Raw genomic sequence first — 26017 nt, 5'->3', positions numbered from 1 at the left:
GAATGTGATTACGTAGTGAGATTATAACTTTTTTTCTTTTGCTACCGCTGACAAAACCTGGCACCAAAAGAAATATTTTGAAACCCTGTTTTACGTTTATCTGTTTCCAGGATTTATTCACAGACGGTTTTGGCGGAGTTCGTAAAAAACGGCTGTTTTTAAGCGGATGCCGTAGCGCTTATAACCCTGAACAAAGTACGGCATTGATAATCATTTTCAATATCATTTAATTAACTATAATGAACCAACTGCTTACGCGGCGTTAACACTGTGCCGCTCGACAATAATGGAGATGATTATGAGTTATACACTGCCATCCCTACCGTACGCTTATGATGCACTGGAACCGCACTTCGATAAGCAGACGATGGAGATCCACCACACCAAACACCATCAGACCTATGTCAATAACGCTAACGCGGCGCTGGAAAGCCTACCTGAATTTGCTAATCTGCCGGTGGAAGAACTGATTACTAAGCTGGATCAGGTGCCGGCGGACAAAAAAACCGTGCTGCGCAACAATGCGGGCGGCCACGCTAACCATAGCCTGTTCTGGAAAGGGCTGAAAAAAGGCACCACTCTGCAGGGCGATCTGAAAGCGGCGATCGAGCGTGATTTCGGATCTGTTGAGAAATTTAAAGAAGAGTTTGAAAAAGCGGCCGCCAGCCGTTTTGGTTCCGGTTGGGCGTGGCTGGTGCTGAAAGGCGATCAACTGTCTGTCGTGTCTACTGCTAACCAGGACTCTCCACTGATGGGCGAAGTCATTTCCGGCGCATCCGGTTTCCCGATTCTGGGTCTGGATGTGTGGGAACACGCTTACTACCTGAAATTCCAGAACCGTCGTCCGGACTATATCAAAGAGTTCTGGAATGTAGTGAACTGGGATGAAGCGGCTGCACGTTTCGCAGCGAAAAAATAAAGTTGCATTGAAGCCCGTGAGAAGCGAGTCTGATGGCTCGCTTTTTTTGTATCTGCATAAGGAGTCTCGATGCATTATCCGGTTGAGGTATTCACAGGCAAAATTCAGGATTACGCGGGAAGCCGCCCCAGCGCTATCGCGAAGGTGCAGGTCGATGGTGAACTGATGCTGACGGACCTGGGGCTGGAAGGCGATGAGCAGGCGGAGAAAAAAATTCACGGTGGCCCCGACCGCGCGCTGTGTCATTATCCGCGCGAGCATTATCGTTACTGGGCGCAGGCGTTTCCAGAACTGGCGGAACGGTTTGTCGCCCCGGCGTTTGGCGAGAATCTTTCCACTGACGGTCTGACCGAGCAAAATGTCTATATTGGCGATATTTTTCGCTGGGGAGAGACGCTCATTCAGGTGACGCAGCCGCGTTCGCCGTGCTTTAAGCTCAATTACCATTTTGCGATTAGCGACATGGCAAGCCAGATGCAAAACGTGGGTAAAACCGGCTGGCTCTACAGCGTGATAGCGCCTGGCAGGGTAGCGGCAGATGCGCCGCTGGAGCTGGTTTCCCGTGTGAGCGATGTCAGCGTGCAGGAGGCGATCGCCATTGCCTGGCATATGCCGTTTGACGACGAGCAGTATCACCGACTGCTGTCGGCGGCGGGATTATCGAAAAGCTGGACCCGGACCATGCAAAAGCGCCGCCTGAGCGGCAGGATTGAAAATCAGTCAAGACGACTGCGCGGCTGATATCCCGCCTGATAGCGTTGCGCTTATCAGGCCTACGTACTGCTATGAAAACCGTAGGCCGGATAAGGCGTTTACGCCGCTATTCGGCGCCACGATTCATTACGAACGTTTATACAGAGGCAGCCAGATCACTAACCGCAATCCTCCCAGCGGGCTATCATCCGCTTTCACCCAACCGCGATGCTGTTGAATGGCGGTTTCGACAATCGCCAGACCCAGGCCAGTACCGCCGGATTCGCGGTCGCGCGCCTCATCAGTACGATAGAACGGACGGAAGATCTGCTCTCTGTCTTCAGGGCTGACGCCCGGACCGTCGTCATCAACCGTGATCGTAATACCGTCTTTATCTACCGAGAAGCCGACTTCAATCTTCGTGTGTGAATAGCGCAACGCGTTACGGACAATATTTTCCAGCGCGCTTTCCAGCGCGTTCGGGTTGCCGTAAAGCGGCCACGGCCCCGGCGGATAATTTACCGTTAATGACTTGCCCATCTGTTCAGCTTCAAAGGCGGCGTTATCCAGCACTTCGCCCCATAGCTGATTGGCCTTCATCGTTTCGCTGACCAACGCGTTTTTCTGTTGATTACGCGACATCACCAGCAGGTCATTAATCATGCTGTCCAGACGTTGCGCTTCGGTCTCAATACGCTCCAGTTCTTTGCTTTCGCCGCTACGACGACGCAACAATGCTGTGCCCAATTGCAGGCGCGTAAGGGGCGTTCGCAGCTCGTGGGAGATGTCTGACAGCAAACGCTGCTGCGAGGTCATCATCCTTTCCAGCGCCGTCACCATCTGGTTAAAACTGGCGCCAGCGGCGAGAAACTCCTGCGGACCCGCTTCCAGCTCCGGGTGCTGGCGCAGGTTGCCTTGCGCCACTTCATCGGCTGCGTTTTTCAATTTACGCGCCGGTTTCGCCAGACTCCACGCCAGCCATAGCAAGAGCGGCGAACTGACCAACATCGTGACAATCAGCAACAGTAGCGGGCGGTCAAACAACAGATTAATAAAATCGGATTGTGAACTGCTGGCCGGTCGAATCAGGTAAAGCTGATAATTGTCTTCTCCGTCGCGAACGGAGAATGGCCCGACCATCTCTACGCGGCCATATTTTTTCTTCTGCGGATGATCGGCGTTATCCGCCTGACCAATGAAGTTACGAATGATCTGCATTTCGCTGCGTTCAGCGCCGATCACGCGTCCTTCAGAGGTCACAAGTAATAACCGCTGTCCAGGCGGCGCCCACTTGTCGATCGCGCGGAACAGGCGACGCCACCACATCAGGTCGTTGGGGGGATCGTTCGCAAGTTCAGCTTCTACATGTTGTTCTATCATCAATCCCTGGCGCTGTTCGCTGTCCATCAGCTCGGTCATCTGGCGTGAATCGAGCTTGGGCAACATCAGTACCAGCATTAGCACCAGCGCCAGCGTCAACCAGAAGATGGCGAAAATGCGCGCGGTTAAACTTCCTATCATGAAGCGGAAACCATCAGATAGCCGCGGCCACGCAATGTTTTAAACCATGGATGACCGTCTTTTCGCTCCGGCAGTTTGCGGCGCAGGTTAGAAATATGCATATCAATAGCGCGATCGAACGGCGTTAGACGCTTACCCAGCACTTCCTGGCTTAAATGTTCACGGGAAACCACCTGGCCGAGGTGCTGCGCCAGCAAATAGAGCAGGGTAAATTCCGTACCAGTCAGTTCCAGCGTCTGTCCATCGAAACTGGCTTCCTGACGGCCCGGATTCAGGCTTAACGCATCGACTTCCAGCGTCGGCGAGCCGTTGTCGTTGCTCTGCTGCTGTTCGCTCCAGTGGGAGCGGCGCAAAATAGCCCTGATGCGCGCCACCAGTTCTCGGTCATTAAACGGTTTGGGTAAATAGTCGTCCGCGCCCAGTTCAAGGCCGAGAACACGATCCAGCTCGCTGCCGCGCGCGGTCAGCATAATGACAGGCGTCTGGTGTGTCTGGCGAAGCGCTTTCAACGTATCAATACCGTTTTTCTTCGGCATCATGACGTCAAGCAAAAGTAAATCGATGCTGTCATCCAAAAGCTCAAGCGCCTGTTCGCCGTCGTGGGCCACCAGAACATTAAAACCTTCCATTTCGAGGAGCTCTTTTAACAGGGAAGTTAGCTCTCGGTCATCATCAACTAACAGGATTTTATTCATTGTTTACTTACCTCCGAGGCAGAAATTACGTCATCAGGCGTCGCTAATCCATGACTTTACGTTGTTTTACACCCCCTGACGCATGTTTGCAGCCCGAATCGTAAACTGTCTCTCGTTGAATCGCGACAGAAAAGATTTTGGGAGCAAGCGATGCGCAAAGTTACCGCTGCTGTTATGGCCTCAACGCTGGCATTCAGTTCTTTAAGCCACGCAGCTGAAGTTATTACAAGCGATAACTGGCACTCCGGTGACGGCGCCACGCAGCGTAGTGCGCAAAATCATATGTTTGACGGCATAAGTTTAACCGAACATCAGCGTCAACAGATGCGTGATCTTATGCAACGGGCAAGGCACGAACAGCCTCCTGTTAATGTTAGCGAAATGGAGACAATGCATCGGCTTGTCACCGCAGAAAAATTTGATGAAAGCGCTGTGCGCGTTCAGGCAGAAAAAATGGCGCAAGAGCAGGTTGCCCGCCAGGTCGAAATGGCCCGCGTCCGTAACCAGATGTATCGCCTGTTAACGCCGGAGCAGCAAGCGGTTTTGAATGAAAAGCATCAACAACGAATGGAACAACTGCGTGACGTAGCGCAATGGCAAAAAAGTTCATCGTTGAAATTATTGAGTAGTAGCAACTCACGTTCCCAGTAACAACCCTGTTTTCCTTGCCATAGACACCATCCCTGTCTTCCCCCACATGATGTGGGGGTTTTTTTTATAAAATCTGCACTTACCCTAATTTTGTACATCCTCAAATGCCGCCAGGTTTTTGACCGGCAGACCTTCCCGCGTGCCTGACGCGTAATTAACTTAAGGCAGGTTGACCAGCAACCTTAGATAAAAAAACCTATGTCCAGCTTGATAGTTTGTTATGTATATAATTAATTTAATAATTACATACTTTGATATTTCATTGTAAATATAATGTTACATGTGCGTATAACTTACTTAATTTAATTGGCATGTAATACCTATAGTCGATTGCGTATTTTACGAGTCAGTCGTTCGGAGGTATGTATGTTAAACATCAGAGCCTTTACGTATTTTTCGAGAACGCGTCAAAGCTATAATTTAACAGATAAAAATAGCGCTTCACTTGGGACGAACCTTGCTGAAAGGGTGAATTTATGCAGTTACAGAAATATTAAAGAAGAGTGTCATGAGGTAAACATTAATTTCATGCTTTCCACGCAGCAGTGCGATGAACTCACAAAACTGGGTTGCTATAACTCGCATGATATCATTCGGGACTTATGCAATATCTGTACTTCGCTGGCAAACAAACTAATAATCCAGGCAACTGCGGTATCCCACCTTTACAAGGAGGCGAATATCAGGTTAGCACAGGATATCGAGACCTATGTAGCTTCGAGAATCAATGCAGTACTCGATGACGTTCGTAATGAAAAACAAAAAAATATTCCATCTAAAGTGCGGGCTGAGCTGGTGAGGACAGCCATGGTGAAAGGAGGCTATGAAAAAATAGTGGAAGGGATGAGTGATGAAAAATTACTCAGTTTTGCCAGGCCTGGCCTGATAGCCGAGGTTAACACTTTAGCTGATCAGATGTTACCCCTGAACGCCAGGGTGGTTAACTATTTAAACAAAGCAATCAAGCCGTCAATCTGCGATCAAACCTATGATGCGATTGTTTCACACCCTGAAATTAATCAAAGGCACTTGCAACAAGAACATTATATGCCAGTTTTAGACATATTGAATATAGCCAGGCTGCAGGCAGAAGATTGGCTTGAAGAGGGCAGAGAATAAAATTCTGGCAGGCCAGCCGATCTTACCCACATAAGCGAGTTCCCATCCTGAATAAAATTTTGTTTTTCAAAAGGTACATAGTTAGCCCTGCGCGCGCAGTTCACCCATCAATCGCAGTCTGTAGGATTTTATATTTCTGGAGGAAAGCGCCGCTGACGAGCAGGGACATTGAATCAATGCGGGCGGTTATAGAAATCCAGTGATATAAATTAATTGAGATCAAAAAGTTAGAAAATAATTTTTGTCCCCGCGCTTGTACGCTTCTTCTATGATGAGAGGAGCCACAATTTGTCACTCTGTTATTATCTTACTGTTTTAAACCATCCGTTATACTACCGACGGAAGATAGCGGGAGTATTTATGAATCAAACCTATGGACGGCTGGTCAGCCGGGCGGCTATCGCGGCAACGGCGATGGCGTTAGCGTTACTTTTGATCAAAATTTTTGCGTGGTGGTACACGGGGTCGGTAAGTATTCTGGCGGCGTTGGTGGATTCGCTGGTCGATATTGCCGCGTCATTGACGAACTTGTTGGTCGTGCGTTATTCGCTGCAACCAGCAGATGATGAACACACGTTTGGTCACGGTAAAGCGGAGTCGCTGGCGGCGCTGGCGCAAAGTATGTTTATTTCCGGTTCGGCGTTGTTTCTGTTTTTGACCAGTATCCAGAATCTGATTAAGCCGACGCCAATGAACGACCCCGGCGTGGGGATTGGCGTTACCGTCATCGCTCTGATATGCACTATTATACTGGTCACGTTTCAGCGCTGGGTGGTACGCAAGACCCAAAGTCAGGCGGTACGGGCGGATATGCTTCATTATCAGTCTGATGTTATGATGAACGGAGCGATTCTTATCGCGCTTGGGTTATCCTGGTACGGCTGGCATCGTGCGGATGCCCTGTTTGCGTTAGGTATCGGCATTTATATTTTGTATAGCGCGTTACGTATGGGGTATGAGGCGGTGCAGTCATTATTGGATCGCGCGCTGCCTGATGCGGAACGACAGGAAATTATTGATATCGTGACGTCATGGCCGGGAGTCAGCGGCGCGCACGATCTTCGCACGCGGCAGTCAGGGCCGACCCGCTTTATTCAGATTCATTTGGAAATGGAAGATAATCTGCCGCTCGTTCAGGCGCATTTAGTGGCTGAACAGGTAGAGCAGGCGATTTTGCGGCGTTTTCCGGGCTCAGATGTCATTATTCATCAGGATCCCTGTTCAGTCGTCCCCAGGGAAATTAAGAAGTTCGAGCTTGTATAATTGATTGTTAAAAAGTGAGCCAGGCCAGCATTTTGTGTATAAATTACCGCCATTTGGCCTGACCTGAATCAATTCAGCAGGAAGGGATTGTTATACTATCTGTATATTCGTTGGATCGTTTCGAAGTGCGAAATCCGCTTCCGGCAATAGATTTCATTTTGCATTCCAAAGTTCAGAGGTAGTCATGATTAAGAAAATCGGTGTGTTGACAAGCGGCGGTGATGCGCCGGGCATGAACGCGGCAATCCGCGGCGTTGTGCGCGCAGCGTTGACGGAAGGGCTGGAAGTCATGGGAATTTATGACGGCTATCTGGGCCTGTATGAAGATCGTATGGTTCAGCTTGATCGTTATAGCGTATCTGACATGATCAACCGTGGCGGTACTTTTCTTGGCTCCGCGCGTTTTCCGGAATTCCGTGACGAAAATATTCGCGCTGTCGCGATCGAAAACCTGAAAAAACGCGGCATCGATGCGCTGGTTGTGATTGGCGGCGACGGTTCTTATATGGGGGCAAAACGTCTGACTGAAATGGGTTTCCCATGCATCGGCCTGCCGGGCACTATTGATAACGATATCAAAGGTACCGACTACACTATCGGCTATTTCACCGCTCTGGGCACTGTGGTGGAAGCGATTGACCGTCTGCGTGATACTTCCTCTTCTCACCAACGTATCTCTATTGTTGAAGTGATGGGACGTTATTGCGGTGACCTGACTCTGGCGGCGGCCATTGCGGGCGGCTGTGAGTTTATCGTGGTGCCGGAAGTTGAATTTAATCGCGAAGATCTGGTGGCGGAAATCAAAGCCGGTATCGCGAAAGGTAAAAAACATGCCATCGTTGCTATCACTGAACATATGTGCGATGTTGACGAGCTGGCGCACTTTATTGAAAAAGAAACGGGTCGTGAAACGCGTGCGACGGTGCTGGGCCACATCCAGCGCGGCGGTTCTCCCGTACCTTACGATCGCATTCTGGCTTCCCGTATGGGCGCTTATGCTATTGACCTGTTGCTGGAAGGCCACGGCGGTCGTTGTGTCGGTATCCAGAACGAACAGCTTGTTCATCATGACATCATTGATGCAATTGAAAACATGAAGCGTCCGTTCAAAAGTGACTGGATGGAGTGCGCGAAAAAACTGTACTAAGTTTTGGCGACGTAAATTGCCGGATAAGGCGCAAGCCGCCATCCGGCAACTCCTCCTGTTACATATTCCCTACTGTTATAGCCAATCTTTTTTTATTCTTTAATGTTTGGATCGCTTTCTGGCACGCTTTGCTCATCACAATACAACATAAGCGAGTCGGGCGATGAAAAAGTGGGGCGTGGGATTCACATTATTGCTGGCGTCAACCAGCGTTCTGGCAAAGGATATTCAGCTACTTAACGTGTCTTACGATCCAACGCGCGAACTGTACGAACAATACAACAAAGCGTTTAGCGCGCACTGGAAACAGGAGACCGGCGATAATGTGATTATCCGTCAGTCGCACGGCGGTTCAGGCAAACAGGCTACGTCGGTGATTAACGGTATTGATGCGGATGTCGTTACGCTGGCGCTGGCCTGGGATGTTGATGCCATTGCCGAGCGTGGGCGCATTGATAAGGCCTGGATCAAACGCCTGCCGGACAATTCTGCGCCGTATACGTCCACCATTGTCTTCCTGGTGCGTAAGGGCAATCCAAAACAAATTCATGACTGGAACGATCTGATTAAACCTGGTGTGTCAGTGATTACGCCAAATCCGAAAAGCTCCGGCGGCGCACGCTGGAACTATCTGGCAGCATGGGGTTATGCCCTGCATTATAACAATAATGACCCGGCGGAAGCGCAGGCTTTTGTCAAAGCGCTATTTAAGAATGTCGAGGTGTTGGACTCTGGCGCACGCGGTTCAACGAATACCTTTGTTGAACGAGGGATCGGCGATGTATTAATCGCCTGGGAGAACGAGGCGTTGTTGGCGACGCATGAGTTGGGTAAAGACAAGTTCGAGATTATCACCCCCAGCGAATCCATTCTGGCGGAGCCGACTGTTTCCGTGGTGGATAAAGTCGTTGAGAAGAAAGGGACGAATGCGGTGGCGGAAGCGTATCTCAAGTACCTGTATTCGCCGGAAGGCCAGGCGATTGCGGCAAAAAATTATTATCGTCCGCGCAATGCTGACGTGGCAAAAAAATACAAGGATGCGTTTCCGAAGCTGAAGTTGTTCACCATTGACGAGGTGTTCGGCGGCTGGGCGAAGGCGCAAAAAGATCACTTCGCGAATGGCGGTACGTTCGACTAAATCAGCAAACGCTAAACCGTTTATAAACCCGGTAACGTATTATGTTGCCAGTTTTTTTCTTTGCCATAATTTTGCGTTACTCTTCCTCGTCTATGAGACATAGGGAACGCATAACATGAAAAAAACAGGCTACTTTTTACTGGCGGTGATAGTGATTGTCGCTGCGGCAGGCGTCGGTTACTGGAAATTCTCCGGCAATCCTGATGCATTACGGGAAATCGTGCTTGAACAATGCCTGCCCGATCAGTTACAGCATCAAAACCCAGCGCCATGCGCAGAGGTCAAACCTCGCGCCGGCTATGTCGTCTTTAAAGATCGTCACGGTCCGTTGCAATATTTATTGATGCCCACCTACCGTATCAATGGTACGGAAAGCCCGTTGCTGCTGGAACCCGCTACGCCCAACTTTTTCTGGCTGGCCTGGCAGGCTCGTGACTATATGAGTAAAAAATACGGGCATGATATTCCGGATAGCGCGGTCTCGCTGACGGTTAATTCGCGGCTTGGTCGTTCACAGGACCATTTACATATCCATATTTCCTGCATCCGTCCTGACGTTCGGGAACAGTTAGATAACGATCTCACGCGCATCAGTACCCGCTGGCTCCCGCTGCCGGGCGGCCTGATGGGGCATGAATACTTGGCGCGCCGGGTAACCGAGAGCGAACTGGCGCAGCGTAGCCCTTTTATGATGCTCGCGGAAGAGGTACCGGAAGCACGCGATCATATGGGACGTTATGGGCTTGCAGTGGTACGCCAAAGCGATGGCTCTTTTGTTCTGCTGGCGACGCAGCGTAATTTACTGACGCTCAATCGCGCCTCTGCCGAGGAAATTCAGGATCATCAGTGTGATATTCTGAAGTAACCTGGCGATTCTGGCGTTTACTCTACGTGCCTGTCCCCGTATTCTTGTTGAAAAAAACAACAGGAGACAGGCATGTCGCTCTGGCTTTCACACCCTCTGTTTCTTCCTTCGCTGGTTGTTGGCATTACTGTCCTGCTTTGGGCCACCTCATTGCTGCCGGAATTTATTACCGCGCTGCTCTTTTTTACCGTAGCGATGGCGGCGAAAATTGCGCCGCCGGATATGATCTTCGGTGGTTTTGCCTCTTCAGCTTTCTGGCTGGTATTCAGCGGATTCGTGCTGGGAATCGCAATTCGTAAAACCGGACTGGCGGACAGAGCGGCGCGTGCGTTATCGGCCAAATTAACGGACTCCTGGCTATTAATGGTAAGCAGTGTGGTGTTACTGAGCTATGCTCTGGCGTTCGTGATGCCCTCAAATATGGGGCGTATTGCGCTATTAATGCCGATTGTCGCGGCGATGGCGAAACGTGCCGGAATCGCGGATGGCACCCGCGCCTGGTATGGGCTGGCGTTGGCCGTCGGGTTTGGCACCTTCCAGCTTTCCGCCACTATTTTACCTGCGAACGTACCCAACCTGGTGATGAGCGGCGCGGCAGAAGGATCTTATGGTATCCATCTGAACTATGTACCGTATTTACTGCTGCATACGCCGATACTGGCATGGTTAAAAGGCGCCGTATTAATCGCCCTGATTTGTTGGCTATTTCCCGGCGCGCCCTGTACGCCGCGCGAGGCAGAAGCGTCTGCGCCAATGAGCCGCAATGAAAAGCGGCTGGCGTGGATGCTGACGGTGGTGTTGATGATGTGGGTAACGGAAAGCTGGCACGGTATTGGCCCGGCCTGGACCGGTCTGGCGGCAGCGGTAGTGACGATGTTGCCGCGAATAGGTTTTATCAGCGGGGATGAGTTTGCCAGTGGTATTAACATTCGCGCCTGTATTTATGTCGCCGGAATTCTGGGGCTGGCGCTCACTGTAACGCAAACCGGTATTGGTAATGCGGTGGGGGAGACATTACTGCATGTTATGCCATTAGATACGCAAAAACCGTTTACCAGCTTCCTTGCGCTCACGGGGATCACGACGGCGCTGAATTTTATTATGACCGCTAACGGCGTACCGGCGCTCTATACGACGCTGGCGGAAAGCTTTGCGGCTGCGACCGGTTTTCCACTGTTATCAGTCATTATGATTCAGGTGCTGGGCTATTCCACGCCGATATTACCGTATCAGGCGTCGCCTATTGTCGTTGCGATGGCGCTAGGAAAGGTACCGGCAAAGGCGGGAATGCTACTGTGTCTGGCGCTGGCGGCGGTGACGTATCTGGTACTGCTACCACTGGATTACGCATGGTTTCGGGTACTGGGCAAATTATAGTTTTAACGGGATGTTGATTTTTTGTTTTGTGAGATGGTGAATTGTTTTATTTGCACCGATGCCGGTTAATACCGGAGCGCAGATATATGCGCTGGAAACTCAAGGATTGATTCATGGACAGATTGACCCCCATTCGCTGTTGGCCTGCCATTATTTCGCTCGTGATTACGCTGACTATCTGGTTTGTTATCCCTTGTCCTGCGGATGTGATACCACAGGCATGGCAGTTGCTGGCGCTGTTTATCGGTACTATCGCGGCGATTATCGGGAAAGCCATGCCTATTGGCGCTATCGCGATTGTGGCGATTATGCTGGTGGCAATGACCGGCGTCACCCATCCCGGTAAGCCTTCAGCGGCGCTGAACGATGCGCTAAGCGGTTTTTCTAATCAACTTATTTGGCTGATTGGCTTATCGATCATGCTGTCGCAAAGTTTGTTGAAAACCGGCCTGGGCGCGCGTATTGGCTATAGATTTATTGCGCTGTTTGGTAAAAGAACGTTGGGGATCGCCTGGGCATTAACGCTGGCGGAAACCCTAATTGCGCCCGTGACGCCAAGCAATACCGCGCGTGGCGGCGGCATTATTCATCCGGTGATGCGGGCGATTGCGGAAAGCCTCGGCTCGCAGCCGGGAAACTGTGAAAATGGTTCCACGGGACGCTATCTCGCGCTGGTGAACTACAACATAAACCCGATCAGTTCGGCGATGTTTGTCACCGCAACCGCGCCAAACCCGTTAATTGTCAGTTTCCTGACCAAAGGAACGGACGGGGTCCTGAATATGACTTGGGGCATGTGGGCCATTGCCGCTCTGCTTCCTGCTATAATATCACTGGTCGTGATGCCCATTGTAATTTGGTGGCTCTACCCTCCTGCCGTTACGCGTACGCCGGATGCGCCGCAGTTCGCCCGGCAAAAGTTAAATGCGCTTGGTCCTCTCTCGCTGGCAGAGAAGATTACCCTGGCGGTTTTCATTCTGCTGCTTTGTCTGTGGGCCGGCGTTCCTGCGATGCTAATGGGGAGTGGCTGGACCGTTAACCCCACCAGCGCCGCATTAATTGGTTTATCAATTCTGTTGCTGACGGGAGTATTAAGCTGGGATGACATTCTTAAATGTCGCGGGGCGTGGGATACCATTGTCTGGTTCGCCGCGCTGGTGATGATGGCTGATTTTCTCAGCAAGCTGGGGTTGGTGGGCTGGCTGGCGACCAGCGTTGGTAGCGCCATCAACCATCTCGGCGTTCACTGGAGTATTGCAACGCTACTGCTGATCCTGCTTTACGTTTATTCACACTACTTTTTTGCCAGCACCACGGCGCATATTACAGCAATGTTTGCCGCGTTCTTTGCTGCGGGATTGGGTCTCGGCGCGCCACCGGCGCTGCTTGGCCTGATGCTCGGTTTCTCTTCCTCGTTGATGATGTCGCTGACGCACTATGGTACGGGTACCGCGCCCATTATCTTTGGTTCTGGCTATGTTACGTTGGCGGAGTGGTGGAAAACGGGACTGGTGATGAGTGTGCTTAACCTGATTATCTGGGGTGTTATCGGCGCTTTCTGGTGGCACTGGTTGGGATACTGGTAAAGCGAGAGTGACGGGAGGAGAGCGCCTCCCGTCGCGACAGCTTAAGCCTGTTTAGCGGCTTCGGCTGCTTTCACGATAACGGCGAAGGCGTCTGCTTTCAGAGACGCGCCGCCTACCAGCGCGCCGTCGATGTCCGGCTGTGCGAACAGTTCGGCTGCGTTGGACGCGTTTACGGAACCGCCGTACTGGATAATGACCTGCTCAGCGATTTTAGCGTCAGCTTTGGCAATGTGGTCACGGATGAATTTGTGCACCGCCTGAGCCTGGGCCGGGGTCGCAGATTTGCCGGTACCGATCGCCCATACGGGTTCGTAAGCGATAACCGCGCCTTCAAATGCCGCCGCGCCCTGAGTTTTCAGCACCGCGTCGATCTGGCGTGCGCACACTTCTTCTGTTTTGCCCGCTTCGTTTTCCGCTTCAGTTTCACCAATGCACAGTACCGGCGTCAGACCTTGTTCTTTCAGTACGGCGAATTTTTTGGCGATCAGCTCGTCAGATTCTTTGTGATAAGTACGACGCTCGGAGTGGCCGATAATAATGTACTGCGCGCCGATATCTTTCAGCATTTCCGCCGAAGTTTCACCGGTGAATGCGCCGGACAGGTTCAGGTCAACGTTCTGCGCGCCCAGCATGATGTGGCTACCGGCAGCAGCGCGTTTCGCCAGGTCGATATACATTTCCGGTGGAGCGATTGCTACGTCGCAGCCTGCTACGCCCGCCAGTTCTTTACGCAGGTTAGCCACCAGTTCGTTTACCATGTGGCGGCTGCCGTTCAGTTTCCAGTTACCCATCACTAAAGGATGTCGCATTTCATTTCTCCACGCTTAGTCAGCGAATTAAGGAAGATGGCCGCTCGTCAAAGCAGCATGGTCTGTGAAACAGTATAGAGATTCATGCCTGGAAAGGCTTTGCTTTTTGTCATCAATTCGACCCTTCCAGATTTTCAGATAACGCCAGCTTAATCGGTTCAACGGCGAAGGTCAGCCCCTTTTCGCCGTTATCTGCGACAACATAACGTACTGCGCCTTCGGTCTCGGCGTAATAGTGTTTACCTTTACCGGCGATAAGCATCTTTTGCAGTTTTTTCTGGCTTTGCTCCTTTGTCAGCAACGGGGCGACGGTACGGATAATAGCGGCCATATATTCCAGCGCTTTCGCTTTCGCTGCTTTCTGTTCCGGTCCCTGAATTGGCAGCCAGGTAATCTGCATACTTTTCACTTTGAGCGTACCGCGCTCCAGCGCCGTGGACGCATACAGATTTTCGTTAATTTTACTGGCGGCGCGGGTCAGATTCGCCTTATCACGGCTATTCTCAATAGCGCGAAATTCATTGAGCGGCAGGTCTGGGTTCTGACGGTTAAAGTTCTCACGGAACTGGCTAATAGAGAGATCGAAGGTAGGCGATCCCGCCAGCAAATAGGGCGCCGTCGTGGTCGATGATGAGAGCTGTGCACGCGCCGTTATGCTGGCGGTGAGTACAGAAAACAACAGTAAAAAGAGAGTATATCCGGGCTTCATCAAGTTTACCTTTTGTTAGGACTGCTGACGATTAAAACGATAACTGTCGAGCTTGTCAAAAGGGTAAACTGTAGCGGAAAGCAAAATATAAGGAACTTACATGACCATACAGCAATGGTTATTCTCATTTAAAGGGCGTATCGGGCGCCGTGATTTCTGGATTTGGATTGGCCTATGGTTTGCCGGAATGCTGGCGCTATTTTCGCTGGCGGGAAAAAATCTGCTTGATATCCAGACGGCGGCATTTTGCTTGGTATGCCTGCTGTGGCCGACCGCCGCCGTCATGGTCAAACGTCTGCATGACCGGGGGCGTTCCGGCACGTGGGCATTGCTGATGATTCTGGCGTGGATGCTGTTGGCCGGAAATTGGGTGATGTTGCCGGGTATGTGGCAGTGGGTCCTCGGACGATTTATTCCGACGCTGATCCTGGTGATGACGCTTATCGATCTGGGCGCGTTTGTCGGCGTTCAGGGTGAAAATAAGTTTGGGAAAGCGACACAGGATGTGAAGTTTAAAGCAGAACCGTAAACGGGTGGTAAACCGTAGCCTGTCACCTGGTAAATTGCCCGGTGGCGCTGGCGCTTACCGGGCCTGCGGCTTGATGATGATTTGTAGGCCGGATAAGGCGCAGCCGTCATCCGGCAGAACATCACCAGTAATGTTCTGCCGTCATATGCCCCGGTCGGCGGCGCAGATGTTTAGTCATCTGTCGGGTCTCTTTCAGCAGTTGCTGCGTATCGCGCACCATCTGCGGATTCCCGCACAGCATGACGTGGCTGGTCTCTTTATCCATCGGCAATCCAACGGCTTTTTCCAGTTCGCCGTTTTCAATGAGTGCAGGCACGCGTCCGGTAAGCGAACCTGGCACGCTTTCCCGGCTGACAACCGTCTGTATGTGCAGCTTGCCTGCATAACGCTTTTGTAATTCCAGCATCAGCGGCAGATAGCTTAAATCGGCGGCGAAGCGTGCGGCGTGGACTAAGACCAGATTTTTAAAGCGCGCTAAATCCTGGCCATATTGCAGGATCGATAAATATGGGCCGATAGCGGTTCCGGTCGCCAGCATCCATAGCGTCTCGCAGTCGGGCACTTCATCCAGCACAAAGAAGCCCGACGCATCGCTGACCACTTGTACCTCATCGCCGGGCTTTAGCGCTGCCAGCCGTGGGCTGAGTTTTCCTTGCGGAACCGTGACCAGGTAAAACTCTAAATTTGGATTGTCAGGCGCATTCACATAGGAATACGCGCGCTGAACGCGCTCGCCATCGATCTCCAGTCCGAGTTTGGTAAATTGGCCTGCAGTAAAAGGATTAATGGGGGCGTGAACGGTCAGGCTGAACAGTGCGTCAGTCCAGTTTTGCACCTTAGTGACTTTACCTGTTACCCAATCGGCCATGGTTTTCTCCTGTTCTGAATCGCTAACCTTATCTTCGTTCTTCAGGAGAAAGATTTCCAGCCCCGTGAGGCTGGAAGGCTCTAACTAACAAATGCGCTAGAGGATATGAGCCTGCACATCCGGATCTTTACGATCAAGATAGTGGATAGACTGAATGCGGCGGATAGTGCGTGATTTGCCGCGGATCAGCAGCGTTTCCGTCGTGGCGATATTACCTTTACGGCTAATCCCTTCCAGCAGGTCGCCTTTCGTGATGCCGGTCGCGGAGAAAATAACGTTATCGCTACGCGCCATGTCGCCCAGGCATAACGCCTTGCCTGCTTCAATCCCCATTGCTTTGCAGCGCGCCAGCTCCTGTTCGCCAATACGTCGATTTTCTTTGCTGCCGCCTTTCACGTCATGGCGCGCCAGCAGACGGCCCTGCATGTCGCCGTCCAACGCGCGGATCACCGCTGCGGATACCACGCCCTCTGGCGCGCCACCAATTCCGTAAAGCACGTCTACTTCGCTATCCGGCATACAGGTCAGAATTGAGGCTGCGACGTCGCCGTCAGGAATGGCAAACACACGTACTCCCAACCTGGCCATCTCTGCGATGACATCGTCATGACGCGGTTTTGCCAGAATGGTCACGGTCAGATCGCCAAGCGGTTTACCCAGCGCATTCGCAATGTTGCGCAGGTTATCCGCCAGCGGCAGATTGAGATCGATTGCCCCTTTGGCGCCCGGACCGACAATCAGTTTTTCCATATACATATCGGGCGCATTCAGGAAACAGCCTTTATCGCCGACCGCCAGTACCGCCAGCGCGTTCGCCTGGCCCATCGCCGTCATGCGCGTGCCCTCAATCGGATCGACGGCGATATCTACCGCATCGCCGTGGCCTGTACCGACTTTCTCGCCGATATAAAGCATCGGGGCTTCGTCGATTTCGCCTTCGCCAATCACGATGGTGCCGTCAATGTTGACTTGGTTTAGCATGATACGCATAGCGTTGACCGCCGCGCCGTCCGCGGTATTTTTATCGCCGCGTCCCAGCCATTTGTAGCCAGCCAGCGCCGCCGCTTCGGTTACGCGGGAAAATTCGATGGCAAGTTCTCGTCTCATAACAAACTCGTAGCAAAAAGGAGTGGCGCGCAGTGTAGCACAGGGGAGGGAGGGAATAATTGATGTGTGTGGGGAGTTGCCCCCGCACACAGAGTTTGCCGGATAAGACGCATTAGCGTCTTATCCGGCATGGCAACCTTACTTGTCGTGCTCTTCCCACGCCATGGCGCGTTTAACCGCTTTCTTCCAGCCGCTGTAACGGTAATTACGCTCGGTAGTTTCAATACCGGGGCGGAACTCACGTTCAATGACCGCTTTTTCCTGTAGCTCGTCCAGGTTCTGCCAGTAACCGACCGCCAGACCGGCCAGATAGGCGGCGCCCAGCGCTGTCACTTCGCGCACTTCCGGGCGTTCCACGCGCGTGCCGAGAATATCTGACTGGAACTGCATCAGGAAATTGTTGGCCACCGCGCCGCCGTCCACGCGCAGGGCGTGCAGGCGAATGCCCGAATCCGCCTGCATCGCTTCCAGCACGTCGCGGGTCTGGTAAGCAATGGATTCGAGCGTCGCGCGGATAATGTGATTAGAATTCACGCCGCGGGTAAGGCCAAAAATGGCGCCGCGGGCATACGGGTCCCAGTACGGCGCGCCCAGACCGGTGAAGGCTGGAACCACGTAGACGCCGTTGGTATCTTTCACTTTCGTGGCGAAGTATTCGGAATCGAATGCGTCGCTGATGAGCTTCATTTCATCACGCAGCCATTGAATGGACGCCCCCGCCATAAACACCGCGCCTTCCAGCGCATAGTTGACTTCGCCGGCAGGACCGCAGGCGATGGTAGTTAACAGACCGTTTTCCGATTTTACCGCTTTCTCGCCGGTGTTCATTAGCATAAAGCAGCCGGTGCCGTAGGTGTTCTTCGCCATCCCTTCTTTCACGCACAGTTGACCGAATAGCGCCGCCTGCTGATCCCCGGCTATACCGGCGATAGGAATACGCGTACCGCCTTTGCCGCCAATATTGGTCTGGCCGTAAACTTCGGAGGATTTACGTACCTGGGGCAGCATCGCGCGTGGGATATCCAGCACGTCCAGCATCTTATCGTCCCAGTCCAAATCATGGATGTTGAACAGCATGGTTCGTGAGGCGTTGGTGTAATCCGTAACGTGGACGCGGCCCTGCGTCATCTTCCAGATAAGCCAGGTATCCACCGTACCGAACAGCAGCTCGCCACGCTTCGCGCGTTCGCGCGAACCTTCCACATGGTCAAGGATCCATTTCACTTTAGTGCCAGAGAAGTACGGGTCGACGACCAGACCGGTATTGTCGCGGATGTAATCTTCCAGGCCGTCACGTTTAAGCTGTTCGCAAATATCGGCGGTACGACGGCACTGCCAGACAATAGCGTTGTATATCGGTTTGCCGGTTTCACGTTCCCAGACGATCGCGGTTTCACGTTGGTTGGTGATACCGATAGCGGCAATCTGATCGGAACTGATATCGGCCTTAGCCAGCACTTCTACCAGCGTTGAGCTTTGGGACGCCCAAATTTCCATCGGGTCGTGTTCTACCCAGCCTGGCTTAGGATAAATTTGCTCAAATTCGCGCTGTGATACGCTGACGATATTCGCGTCATGATCCATAACGACCGCGCGGGAGCTGGTGGTGCCCTGGTCGAGCGCAACGATATATTTTTTTTCAGTCATAATTTTGTCCCGTAATCAGATTACAGCGAAGCATTTTGTTGTGTGGTCGCGGTGGAGTCCTTCTCTTCCACGACGCAGGTATCGCACGGCAAATGACGGCCAATAAATTTGCGATAAGCAAACGCGCCCAGAATGGCGCCGACGATGGGGCCAAACAGCGGCACCAGGAAGTAAGGAATGTCTCTACCGCCGGTAAACGCAATTTCACCCCAGCCGGCAAGCCCGGCGAACATTTTGGGGCCAAAGTCACGCGCCGGATTCATCGCAAAGCCCGTCAACGGCCCCATAGAGGCACCGATAACGGCGATCAGTAAACCAATGAGTAATGGCGCAAGCGGACCGCGAGGTACGCCGTTTCCGTCGTCGGTCAGCGCCAGAATCAGTCCCATCAGAATAGCGGTAATTACCATTTCAACTGCGAAGGCCTGCGCAAAATTGATATGTGGATTCGGGTAAGTTGAGAAAATACCTGCAAGATCAAGACTTTCAATGCTGCCACGTACGATATGGTGGGTTTGTTCGAAATCGATGAAAAGATTGTAATAAAGCCCGTAAACTAACGCCGCTGCGCAAAAGGCGCCGGCAATTTGAGAAATAATAAAAGGAACAACTTTACGTTTGTCGAAACAGGCAAATAGCCAGAGTGCGATGGTCACTGCCGGATTCAGGTGTGCGCCAGAAACACCTGCCGTCAGGTAGATAGCCATCGCTACTCCCAGACCCCAGATGACGCTGATTTCCCACTGCCCAAAAGTAGCTCCGGCAACTTTAAGCGCAGCGACACAACCCACACCGAAAAAAATCAACAACCCGGTACCGAGGAATTCAGCAATGCACTGGCCTTTTAAGGTTGATGTTTGACTCATAATCGGATCCTAAAGAGTATGTAATGTTTATTGGTATGCGAGGAGGTCATGGACGTCCACGATGCCCTGTAGGCACGCTGTTAATTTATCGTTAACGAGCAAAAACGAGAAATATCGAAATTAAAATGTGTGTACTGTGTCAATAAAATGAGCGTTATCGCGCCATGAAGCGCGTTTTGAGACAGCAGAAGAGTGTGAATTGAATCATTTCATTAACCAATATGTTAACACTTTTGAGTTATTGGGGGAATGTTACCAGGAGATGGATGAAAATTGTTGCAAACCACGATCTATGCGGTATGTCGCTGGACAGCGAGAGCGGGGCTTCATACAATCGGCACTATATTGTGCGCGTTTACGTGAAGCGTCGCCTTGCAATTCAGGAGAGGTAAGATCATGTCTTTAGAAGTGTTTGAGAAACTGGAAGCAAAAGTACAGCAGGCGATTGACACCATCACCCTGTTACAGATGGAAATTGAAGAGCTGAAAGAAAAGAACAACAGCCTGGCGCAGGAAGTCCAGTCTGCACAGCATCAGCGTGAAGAGCTGGAGCGTGAAAATAACTCTCTGAAGGAACAGCAGAGTGGCTGGCAGGAACGTTTGCAGGCGCTGCTTGGTCGTATGGAAGAAGTCTAATCCTCGTCATATTTCACGTTATGGCGGCGTTGGCTGCGTGCGTTCACCCCAGTCACATAGTGGCCTATGCTCTTGGGGATTCACTTACTTGCCGCCTTGCCCTGACGCGAAATCTATAGAGGATTTAGAATGCGGATACCGGTGGGCCGGATAAGGCGTAAGCTGCCATCCGGCAATCAGCGACAACGTATAAAAAAGGCGCCTTACGGCGCCTTTTTTGATCACTCGATATCGAGTGGGTCTTCGGAAAGGATAATCCCGGTGTTGTCGGCATAGAGATGATCGCCGGAGAAGAACGTCACGCCGCCGAAATTAACGCGCACATCGCTTTCCCCAATGCCTTCACCTGCGGCGCCAACCGGAATTGCGGCGATCGCCTGAATGCCGATATCCAGCTCTTCCAGATCGTCCACCTGACGCACTGCGCCATAAATAACCAGCCCTTCCCATTCATTTTGCGTGGCCAGACTCGCCAGCTCCGCGTCGACTAACGCACGACGGACAGAACCGCCGCCATCGACCAGCAGAACCCGGCCACGGCCATTTTGTTCGAGCAGATCATACAGCAACCCGTTATCCTCGAAACATTTTACCGTGATGATTTGTCCGCCAAACGACGACCGTCCTCCAAAGTTAGAAAACAGTGGTTCCACGACGTTGACATCTTCCTGATAGATGTCACAAAGCTCGGAAGTATCGTATTTCATAGGCTTAACGTTCAGTTGCTGCGAGAATTTTTAGTATATCGCGCTAAGTACACTGTTGGCAAAATCATCAATTGTTAATTGATATTTGTCAGTTAAACGGCCCACTGACTCAAGAGTATCCCAATCACAAATAACAGGTTGGTTAACAGCGCGCCTTTGACGGTGCGTTCAAGCATTGGACGCATTGCCGCAGGCTCTCTTTCGCGCATGACATAGCGCGCCTGTTTGATGAGTAACGGCGCGGCCAGAATAAACAACCACCCCCATATGCTGTGTAGCGAGAGCAGGTTAAACAGCGCCAGACAGATCAGCGCGCCTAGCAACAGGCAGGCGTGATAACGACGCGCGTTAACATCGCCCAGACGTACCACAAGGGTGTTTTTGCCATTCTCTCTGTCGCTATTAATATCGCGCAGGTTATTAATATTCAGTACCGCTGTCGCCAGTAAACCGCAGGCGGTGGCCGGGAGAATCAGCGCAGGAATCAGCGTGTGCGCCTGAAGATACCAGCTCCCCATGACACTTAGCCAGCCAAAGAACACCAGAACAGAGATATCGCCCAGCCCGATATAACCATAGGGCCGATTACCCACGGTGTAGGTGATAGCGGCGACAATCGACAGCCCGCCCAAAATCAGGAAGCCGACAAAATCGGTTAATGTATGGCACGCAACCACCACCAGCGCCAGCCCGGAGATACAGATCAGCACGACGGTAATAATTAACGCTCGCTTCATCTCCTGTCGGGTGATAACGCCTTTCTGCATCCCACGCAGCGGCCCGATGCGATCCGGTTTATCACTGCCTTTGACAGCGTCGCCGTAATCGTTGGCGAGGTTAGATAAAATTTGCAGCAGTCCGGCGGTGATAAGGGCCAGCAGTGCGACCAGAGGATCGAAATAGCCTTGCCACCATGCCAGAGCCGTACCGACGATAATCGCCGCGAAAGCGAGGGGTAAGGTCTTGGGTCGTAAGCTTTCCAGCCAAGCCTGGGTGCGGCTAATTTGTTGTTGTTCAGTCATATTTAGCGCCAATAAAAATGGGGCTTTTCAGCCCCATCAACAGTGATGAAAATGCATTGGACGCGATTATAAGATAAAACGGCTGAGATCTTCATCTGCGACCAGCGCATCCAGATGTTTGCTCACATATTCCGCATCAATTGTGATGTTTTGGCCGTGCAGATCGCTGGCGTTATAGGAAATTTCTTCCATCAGACGCTCCAGTACGGTATGCAAACGACGCGCGCCGATGTTTTCGGTGGTTTCGTTAACCTGCCAGGCAGCTTCGGCAATACGTTTAATACCGGAATCGGTAAACTCAATATTGACGCCTTCTGTCGCCATCAGCGCTTTGTACTGCATGGTGACGGACGCATTCGGCTCGGTCAAAATGCGTTCGAAATCGCTGGTGGTCAACGCCTGAAGTTCAACGCGAATCGGCAGACGGCCCTGCAGTTCCGGGATTAGATCAGACGGTTTCGCCACCTGGAACGCGCCAGAGGCGATAAACAGAATATGATCCGTTTTGACCATCCCATGTTTGGTCGAGACAGTGCAACCTTCTACCAGCGGCAGTAAGTCGCGCTGTACGCCTTCGCGTGAAACATCCGGGCCGGAGGTTTCGCCACGCTTACAAATTTTGTCAATTTCATCGATAAACACGATGCCGTGCTGTTCAACTGCGTCGATAGCATCCTGTTTCAGCTCTTCCGGGTTAACCAGTTTAGCAGCCTCTTCTTCAACCAACAGTTTCATCGCGTCTTTAATTTTCAGCTTACGCGGTTTCTGTTTCTGGCCGCCCAGGTTCTGGAACAGAGACTGCAACTGGCTGGTCATCTCTTCCATGCCCGGAGGCGCCATAATCTCTACACCCATCGGCGCGGCAGCGAGGTTAATCTCGATCTCTTTATCGTCAAGCTGGCCTTCGCGCAGTTTTTTGCGGAATGTTTGACGGGCGGCAGAAGGTTCCTGCTGCTGTTCGGTTTGGCCCCAGTTATTTTTTGCTGGCGGGACCAGCACGTCGAGAATGCGTTCTTCCGCCAACTCTTCCGCACGATAGCGGTTTTTCTCGATAGCCTGTACGCGAACCATTTTCACTGCGGCATCGGTCAGATCGCGGATAATTGAGTCCACTTCTTTACCGACATAGCCCACTTCGGTGAACTTGGTGGCTTCGACTTTAATGAACGGCGCGTTGGCGAGTTTTGCCAGACGACGGGCGATTTCGGTTTTACCGACGCCGGTCGGGCCAATCATCAGAATATTTTTTGGGGTCACTTCGTGGCGCAGCTCTTCATCAAGCTGCATACGACGCCAACGGTTACGCAATGCAATCGCCACGGAACGCTTGGCGTTATCCTGGCCGATAATGTGTTTGTTCAGTTCGCTGACGATTTCGCGTGGGGTCATTTCAGACATGAGGGGTCCTTACGCTTTGGAGGTCAATTCTTCAATGGTGTGGAAATGGTTGGTGTAAATGCAGATATCGCCTGCAATATCCAACGCCTTTTCAGCAATTTCGCGCGCACCAAGCTCAGTGTTTTCCAATAGAGCGCGAGCGGCAGCTTGGGCATAAGGACCGCCGGAACCGATAGCAATTAAATCGTTTTCAGGTTGCACGACATCGCCGTTACCAGTGATGATGAGCGAAGCGGTTTCATCCGCGACGGCCAGCAACGCTTCAAGCTTGCGCAGCATACGATCGGTACGCCAGTCTTTTGCCAGTTCAACGGCGGCTTTGACCAGATGTCCCTGATGCATTTCCAGTTTACGTTCAAACAGCTCGAACAGCGTGAATGCATCTGCAGTACCGCCCGCAAAGCCCGCAATGACCTTGTCGTTGTAGAGACGGCGGACTTTCTTCACGTTGCCTTTCATTACAGTGTTACCTAGCGTGGCCTGACCATCACCGGCGATTACCACGTGGCCGTTACGGCGTACGCTTACTATTGTTGTCACGAGCAGACCCCTTGGTTATTAATGCAGAATTCCGGCCCCGTACTGCGTACGGGGCGTAATGCAAGTATAGATGGGGGAGATTTTGAGGGTTTCAACCCCCGGTGGCGAGTCGAATACAGTTTGTATGGCCCGCCATCTTCAGACGGTTAATGGTGCTGTCGGCATTTTCTTTACCTTTAACCGGCCCGATAACGACGCGATTCCAGCCGTTATTGGTGGTGATTTTGGAGTCAAAGCCTTCAAACGCCAACTGAGCGCGTACACTTTCTGCCTGCCCGGCGCCTTTGAATGAGCCGCATTGCACCATCCAGCGACGTTCATCTTTTTTCTCTGTTGCCGCTTTCGGCGCTTCAGGCGCGCGCGTAATTGGCGCGGCTTTCGGCGCTGCCGCGCTGGTATGCGTCGGCGTTTGCAGCAAGTCCTGGTAAGGTTGCTGCGAGGCCATCTGCTTCGGCGGCTGGCTCTGGCGTACGGGTTGTGCAGGAGCGGATTGTACCGTGCGCGTTTGCGACTGCTCGTTTACCCGCGGCTGCGTTCGTGGTTGCTGAACAGGCTGCGTTTGAGTCCACTGCTGTTGCTGTGCCTGACGCTGGCGCTGTAGCGTTTGCTGACGCTGTTCGGGCGTCTGCTCGTTCCACGGCACTTCGTTAAGTTGCGTCGGCTGCTGGCGCATATCCGCCTGCATCTGCGCCAGTAGTTGACGCTGCTCGCTGGTTAACTGATTCGGATTCATGACTTCGCCGCCAGCGGACGGTTCCGTTGGCGTACGCACGCCCGGCTGGCGGCTTTCCAGCTCTTTGATGTAACGCCAGCGCTCTTCCGGTTTTGGCGGAAGCCCGTTGCCGGTGACTTTCTGGTTTTGTAGCGTTTCAGACTCTTCTTTCTTATGGTGCGTAATGAAGTACAGACCGCCGATAAAGGTCACAAGGACGGCTGCCGCAATCGCGACCATTGCCGGCGAGACCGCAGGCATATTGCTTTGCTTCTTCCGTGAGTTCCGTGAGGTGTTCTTTTTGCGCCGCGAAGGAGCCGGTTGGCCGCGACGTACATAATCTCGTTGTGCCACTATCGTTTCGCTGTATTTATTCGTTCGTCAGTCCGTCATGTTACTGAAGCGGCGGGCCTTTGACCAGACAGGTGAGTCTTAAAGCTATTTACTTTAAGGTAAAGCGCGCGTAGAACCGCGAATAATCAGCTCGCAATCCATTAAACGCGAGCCGCTGCTCACATTTTGCCCCTGCATCTGATCGAGCAATAGCAGCATCGCTTCGCGACCAATGTCAAAACGCGGCTGCGCCACGGTCGTCAACGGAGGATCGCAAAACTCAGCCAGCGCGATATTGTCAAAGCCGATAATCGACAGATCGTCAGGCACTTTCAGCCCCTGGCGCTTAGCCCAGGAGAGCGCGCCCAGCGCCATCACATCGCTATGGCAAAAAACGGCGGTAGGCGGCAACGGTTGCTCAAGCAACTGCTTTAATGCGTTTGCCCCAGCTTCATAGGTAAAGTCGCCACGGGCGATGTAATGCGGATCGACTACAATGCCACTGCGTCTTAATGCCTGTACGTAACCTTGTAAGCGATAGTGACAGAGTGGCATATCTTCCGGTCCCGCAATACAGCCAATACGCTGATGGCCCAGATCCAGCAGGTAGTTCATGGCATTGAACGCGGCGGTAAGGTTATCGATATGTACCGTCGGCAGTTCAAGCTCCGGCGCAAACTCATTCGACATCACCATCGGAGGCAAATTGCGCTGCTCCTCAACGCTGGCGTCAAAGGGCAGTCGGGAGCTGAGAAGTACCATGCCGTCGATCTGTTTGGTGATGATGAGATTAAGGAAGGTTTTTTCTTTCTGGTGTTGATGCGCGCAATCGCCAATCAGCACCAGATATCCCTGTTCTGCCGCGGTTACTTCGATACCGCGGATAATTTCACTGAAGAAGGGATCGCAAATATCCGGGACAATTATCAAAATCGTACGGGATTCATTCCGTTTTACGTTTCGCCCCATCGACTGCGGGAAATAACCCACTTCAAGCGCGGCCTGTTCAACCCGGCTACGGGTGGACTGGGAGACTTTATCGGGGTTCATTAGCGCGCGGGATACGGTTGCCGTAGAGACTTTTGCCTTCAACGCAACATCCTTCATCGTAGCGGCAGTAACCTGCTTGTTCGATTTCACTCTTTCTCCTCGCCTGGGAA

The 26017-nt window shown here is 52.1% G+C and carries 27 protein-coding genes; 13 read left to right on the top strand and 14 right to left on the bottom strand.

The window, feature by feature from the left end:
- Positions 1-298 precede the first annotated feature (298 nt).
- Together sodA and yiiM are read left to right on the top strand one after the other, a co-directional pair.
- On the top strand, positions 299-919 hold the full coding sequence (gene sodA / locus F4V61_RS17935; protein ID WP_079829231.1) for a superoxide dismutase [Mn]: 621 nt from the start codon (positions 299-301) through the stop codon (positions 917-919).
- A 69-nt stretch (positions 920-988) separates the two neighbouring features.
- A complete protein-coding gene (gene yiiM, locus F4V61_RS17930; protein WP_000559239.1) occupies positions 989-1660 on the top strand; it encodes a 6-hydroxyaminopurine reductase in 672 nt (223 codons plus the stop codon).
- 99 nt (positions 1661-1759) lie between these two features.
- On the opposite strand, the gene cpxA is transcribed toward yiiM, so the two are convergent.
- Entirely contained in the window at positions 1760-3133 is a 1374-nt protein-coding gene (gene cpxA / locus F4V61_RS17925; RefSeq protein ID WP_000580434.1) for an envelope stress sensor histidine kinase CpxA, read from the bottom strand.
- Positions 3130-3828 (bottom strand): envelope stress response regulator transcription factor CpxR, encoded by a 699-nt coding sequence (gene cpxR, locus F4V61_RS17920; protein ID WP_038397257.1) that lies wholly within the window; start codon positions 3826-3828, stop codon positions 3130-3132. The genes cpxA and cpxR overlap by 4 nt, the downstream gene beginning before the upstream one ends.
- 150 nt (positions 3829-3978) lie before the next feature.
- On the opposite strand from cpxR, the gene cpxP reads away from it, so the two are divergent.
- From cpxP to F4V61_RS17880, 8 genes are all read left to right on the top strand, one after another.
- On the top strand, positions 3979-4479 hold the full coding sequence (gene cpxP / locus F4V61_RS17915) for a cell-envelope stress modulator CpxP (RefSeq protein ID WP_001233469.1): 501 nt from the start codon (positions 3979-3981) through the stop codon (positions 4477-4479).
- A gap of 366 nt (positions 4480-4845) precedes the next feature.
- On the top strand, positions 4846-5598 hold the full coding sequence (locus F4V61_RS17910; protein WP_080161165.1) for a peptide transporter: 753 nt from the start codon (positions 4846-4848) through the stop codon (positions 5596-5598).
- A gap of 360 nt (positions 5599-5958) precedes the next feature.
- Complete coding sequence (gene fieF, locus F4V61_RS17905; protein ID WP_001077317.1) at positions 5959-6861, top strand: CDF family cation-efflux transporter FieF; 903 nt, start codon at positions 5959-5961, stop codon at positions 6859-6861.
- A gap of 184 nt (positions 6862-7045) precedes the next feature.
- Complete coding sequence (pfkA, locus tag F4V61_RS17900) at positions 7046-8008, top strand: 6-phosphofructokinase (protein WP_000591793.1); 963 nt, start codon at positions 7046-7048, stop codon at positions 8006-8008.
- 163 nt (positions 8009-8171) lie between these two features.
- A complete protein-coding gene (locus tag F4V61_RS17895; RefSeq protein ID WP_080161166.1) occupies positions 8172-9146 on the top strand; it encodes a sulfate ABC transporter substrate-binding protein in 975 nt (324 codons plus the stop codon).
- A 115-nt stretch (positions 9147-9261) separates the two neighbouring features.
- Complete coding sequence (locus F4V61_RS17890; protein WP_000750753.1) at positions 9262-10011, top strand: CDP-diacylglycerol diphosphatase; 750 nt, start codon at positions 9262-9264, stop codon at positions 10009-10011.
- Between the two features lie 72 nt (positions 10012-10083).
- Entirely contained in the window at positions 10084-11388 is a 1305-nt protein-coding gene (locus tag F4V61_RS17885) for an SLC13 family permease (protein ID WP_079829233.1), read from the top strand.
- 113 nt (positions 11389-11501) lie between these two features.
- Positions 11502-12974, top strand: a complete 1473-nt coding sequence (locus tag F4V61_RS17880; RefSeq protein ID WP_080161167.1) for a DASS family sodium-coupled anion symporter — start codon at positions 11502-11504, stop codon at positions 12972-12974.
- Between the two features lie 41 nt (positions 12975-13015).
- Here the strand turns inward: F4V61_RS17880 and tpiA are convergent, their stop codons facing one another.
- A complete protein-coding gene (gene tpiA, locus F4V61_RS17875) occupies positions 13016-13783 on the bottom strand; it encodes a triose-phosphate isomerase (protein WP_001216335.1) in 768 nt (255 codons plus the stop codon).
- A gap of 112 nt (positions 13784-13895) precedes the next feature.
- Positions 13896-14492: a YiiQ family protein gene (locus tag F4V61_RS17870; protein ID WP_038397254.1), complete on the bottom strand. Its 597-nt coding sequence runs from the start codon at positions 14490-14492 to the stop codon at positions 13896-13898.
- A 100-nt stretch (positions 14493-14592) separates the two neighbouring features.
- On the opposite strand from F4V61_RS17870, the gene F4V61_RS17865 reads away from it, so the two are divergent.
- Positions 14593-15021: a DUF805 domain-containing protein gene (locus F4V61_RS17865; protein ID WP_038397253.1), complete on the top strand. Its 429-nt coding sequence runs from the start codon at positions 14593-14595 to the stop codon at positions 15019-15021.
- Positions 15022-15142: 121 nt separating this feature from the next.
- On the opposite strand, the gene fpr is transcribed toward F4V61_RS17865, so the two are convergent.
- The 4 genes from fpr to F4V61_RS17845 form a co-directional block, all read right to left on the bottom strand.
- Positions 15143-15889 carry a ferredoxin--NADP(+) reductase gene (gene fpr, locus F4V61_RS17860; protein WP_000796294.1) on the bottom strand — a complete coding sequence of 249 codons (747 nt, stop codon included), beginning with the start codon at positions 15887-15889 and terminating at the stop codon, positions 15143-15145.
- A gap of 96 nt (positions 15890-15985) precedes the next feature.
- On the bottom strand, positions 15986-16996 hold the full coding sequence (gene glpX, locus F4V61_RS17855) for a class II fructose-bisphosphatase (protein ID WP_038397252.1): 1011 nt from the start codon (positions 16994-16996) through the stop codon (positions 15986-15988).
- A 138-nt stretch (positions 16997-17134) separates the two neighbouring features.
- Positions 17135-18643, bottom strand: coding sequence for a glycerol kinase GlpK (glpK, locus tag F4V61_RS17850; protein ID WP_079829234.1), 1509 nt, complete (start codon positions 18641-18643; stop codon positions 17135-17137).
- 20 nt (positions 18644-18663) lie between these two features.
- Complete coding sequence (locus F4V61_RS17845) at positions 18664-19509, bottom strand: MIP/aquaporin family protein (RefSeq protein WP_079829235.1); 846 nt, start codon at positions 19507-19509, stop codon at positions 18664-18666.
- Between the two features lie 266 nt (positions 19510-19775).
- Between F4V61_RS17845 and F4V61_RS22635 the strand changes: the two genes are divergently transcribed.
- Complete coding sequence (locus tag F4V61_RS22635; RefSeq protein WP_254899578.1) at positions 19776-19901, top strand: hypothetical protein; 126 nt, start codon at positions 19776-19778, stop codon at positions 19899-19901.
- Positions 19902-19905: 4 nt separating this feature from the next.
- Positions 19906-20145 carry a septal ring assembly protein ZapB gene (zapB, locus tag F4V61_RS17840; protein WP_000051365.1) on the top strand — a complete coding sequence of 80 codons (240 nt, stop codon included), beginning with the start codon at positions 19906-19908 and terminating at the stop codon, positions 20143-20145.
- Between the two features lie 221 nt (positions 20146-20366).
- Here zapB and rraA read toward each other — a convergent pair whose 3' ends face one another.
- The 6 genes from rraA to cytR all read right to left on the bottom strand — a co-directional run bounded on the left by rraA (position 20367) and on the right by cytR (position 25997).
- The gene (gene rraA, locus F4V61_RS17835) at positions 20367-20852 is read right to left on the bottom strand and encodes a ribonuclease E activity regulator RraA (RefSeq protein ID WP_000872920.1); all 486 of its coding nucleotides are present in this window, start codon (positions 20850-20852) and stop codon (positions 20367-20369) included.
- 92 nt (positions 20853-20944) lie between these two features.
- The gene (gene menA, locus F4V61_RS17830; RefSeq protein WP_000139643.1) at positions 20945-21874 is read right to left on the bottom strand and encodes a 1,4-dihydroxy-2-naphthoate polyprenyltransferase; all 930 of its coding nucleotides are present in this window, start codon (positions 21872-21874) and stop codon (positions 20945-20947) included.
- A 66-nt stretch (positions 21875-21940) separates the two neighbouring features.
- Positions 21941-23272 (bottom strand): HslU--HslV peptidase ATPase subunit, encoded by a 1332-nt coding sequence (hslU, locus tag F4V61_RS17825; protein WP_038397250.1) that lies wholly within the window; start codon positions 23270-23272, stop codon positions 21941-21943.
- 9 nt (positions 23273-23281) lie between these two features.
- Positions 23282-23812 carry an ATP-dependent protease subunit HslV gene (hslV, locus tag F4V61_RS17820; protein WP_000208241.1) on the bottom strand — a complete coding sequence of 177 codons (531 nt, stop codon included), beginning with the start codon at positions 23810-23812 and terminating at the stop codon, positions 23282-23284.
- 91 nt (positions 23813-23903) lie between these two features.
- Entirely contained in the window at positions 23904-24878 is a 975-nt protein-coding gene (ftsN, locus tag F4V61_RS17815; protein ID WP_038397249.1) for a cell division protein FtsN, read from the bottom strand.
- 93 nt (positions 24879-24971) lie between these two features.
- Positions 24972-25997: a DNA-binding transcriptional regulator CytR gene (gene cytR, locus F4V61_RS17810; RefSeq protein ID WP_000841329.1), complete on the bottom strand. Its 1026-nt coding sequence runs from the start codon at positions 25995-25997 to the stop codon at positions 24972-24974.
- Positions 25998-26017: the final 20 nt, after the last annotated feature.

It is taken from the genome of Salmonella enterica subsp. arizonae (assembly GCF_008692845.1).
In the GTDB taxonomy this organism is placed as follows: domain Bacteria; phylum Pseudomonadota; class Gammaproteobacteria; order Enterobacterales; family Enterobacteriaceae; genus Salmonella; species Salmonella arizonae.
The sequence above is the reverse complement of the archived record's forward strand: the minus strand, read 5'-3'. Positions and strand labels throughout refer to the sequence as shown.

Bases quoted from the DNA above. Each gene is read 5' to 3' on its own strand.
- cpxP (WP_001233469.1), top strand. From the start codon at position 3,979: ATGCGCAAAGTTACCGCTGCTGTTATGGCCTCAACGCTGGCATTCAGT.
- F4V61_RS17845 (WP_079829235.1), bottom strand. From the start codon at position 19,509: ATGAGTCAAACATCAACCTTAAAAGGCCAGTGCATTGCTGAATTCCTC.
- pfkA (WP_000591793.1), top strand. From the start codon at position 7,046: ATGATTAAGAAAATCGGTGTGTTGACAAGCGGCGGTGATGCGCCGGGC.
- rraA (WP_000872920.1), bottom strand. From the start codon at position 20,852: ATGAAATACGATACTTCCGAGCTTTGTGACATCTATCAGGAAGATGTC.
- F4V61_RS22635 (WP_254899578.1), top strand. From the start codon at position 19,776: ATGAAAATTGTTGCAAACCACGATCTATGCGGTATGTCGCTGGACAGC.
- fieF (WP_001077317.1), top strand. From the start codon at position 5,959: ATGAATCAAACCTATGGACGGCTGGTCAGCCGGGCGGCTATCGCGGCA.
- F4V61_RS17880 (WP_080161167.1), top strand. From the start codon at position 11,502: ATGGACAGATTGACCCCCATTCGCTGTTGGCCTGCCATTATTTCGCTC.
- menA (WP_000139643.1), bottom strand. From the start codon at position 21,874: ATGACTGAACAACAACAAATTAGCCGCACCCAGGCTTGGCTGGAAAGC.
- glpK (WP_079829234.1), bottom strand. From the start codon at position 18,643: ATGACTGAAAAAAAATATATCGTTGCGCTCGACCAGGGCACCACCAGC.
- F4V61_RS17865 (WP_038397253.1), top strand. From the start codon at position 14,593: ATGACCATACAGCAATGGTTATTCTCATTTAAAGGGCGTATCGGGCGC.
- yiiM (WP_000559239.1), top strand. From the start codon at position 989: ATGCATTATCCGGTTGAGGTATTCACAGGCAAAATTCAGGATTACGCG.
- zapB (WP_000051365.1), top strand. From the start codon at position 19,906: ATGTCTTTAGAAGTGTTTGAGAAACTGGAAGCAAAAGTACAGCAGGCG.
- cpxA (WP_000580434.1), bottom strand. From the start codon at position 3,133: ATGATAGGAAGTTTAACCGCGCGCATTTTCGCCATCTTCTGGTTGACG.
- glpX (WP_038397252.1), bottom strand. From the start codon at position 16,996: ATGAGACGAGAACTTGCCATCGAATTTTCCCGCGTAACCGAAGCGGCG.
- sodA (WP_079829231.1), top strand. From the start codon at position 299: ATGAGTTATACACTGCCATCCCTACCGTACGCTTATGATGCACTGGAA.
- tpiA (WP_001216335.1), bottom strand. From the start codon at position 13,783: ATGCGACATCCTTTAGTGATGGGTAACTGGAAACTGAACGGCAGCCGC.
- F4V61_RS17885 (WP_079829233.1), top strand. From the start codon at position 10,084: ATGTCGCTCTGGCTTTCACACCCTCTGTTTCTTCCTTCGCTGGTTGTT.
- F4V61_RS17890 (WP_000750753.1), top strand. From the start codon at position 9,262: ATGAAAAAAACAGGCTACTTTTTACTGGCGGTGATAGTGATTGTCGCT.
- F4V61_RS17910 (WP_080161165.1), top strand. From the start codon at position 4,846: ATGTTAAACATCAGAGCCTTTACGTATTTTTCGAGAACGCGTCAAAGC.
- cpxR (WP_038397257.1), bottom strand. From the start codon at position 3,828: ATGAATAAAATCCTGTTAGTTGATGATGACCGAGAGCTAACTTCCCTG.
- fpr (WP_000796294.1), bottom strand. From the start codon at position 15,889: ATGGCCGATTGGGTAACAGGTAAAGTCACTAAGGTGCAAAACTGGACT.
- F4V61_RS17895 (WP_080161166.1), top strand. From the start codon at position 8,172: ATGAAAAAGTGGGGCGTGGGATTCACATTATTGCTGGCGTCAACCAGC.
- hslU (WP_038397250.1), bottom strand. From the start codon at position 23,272: ATGTCTGAAATGACCCCACGCGAAATCGTCAGCGAACTGAACAAACAC.
- F4V61_RS17870 (WP_038397254.1), bottom strand. From the start codon at position 14,492: ATGAAGCCCGGATATACTCTCTTTTTACTGTTGTTTTCTGTACTCACC.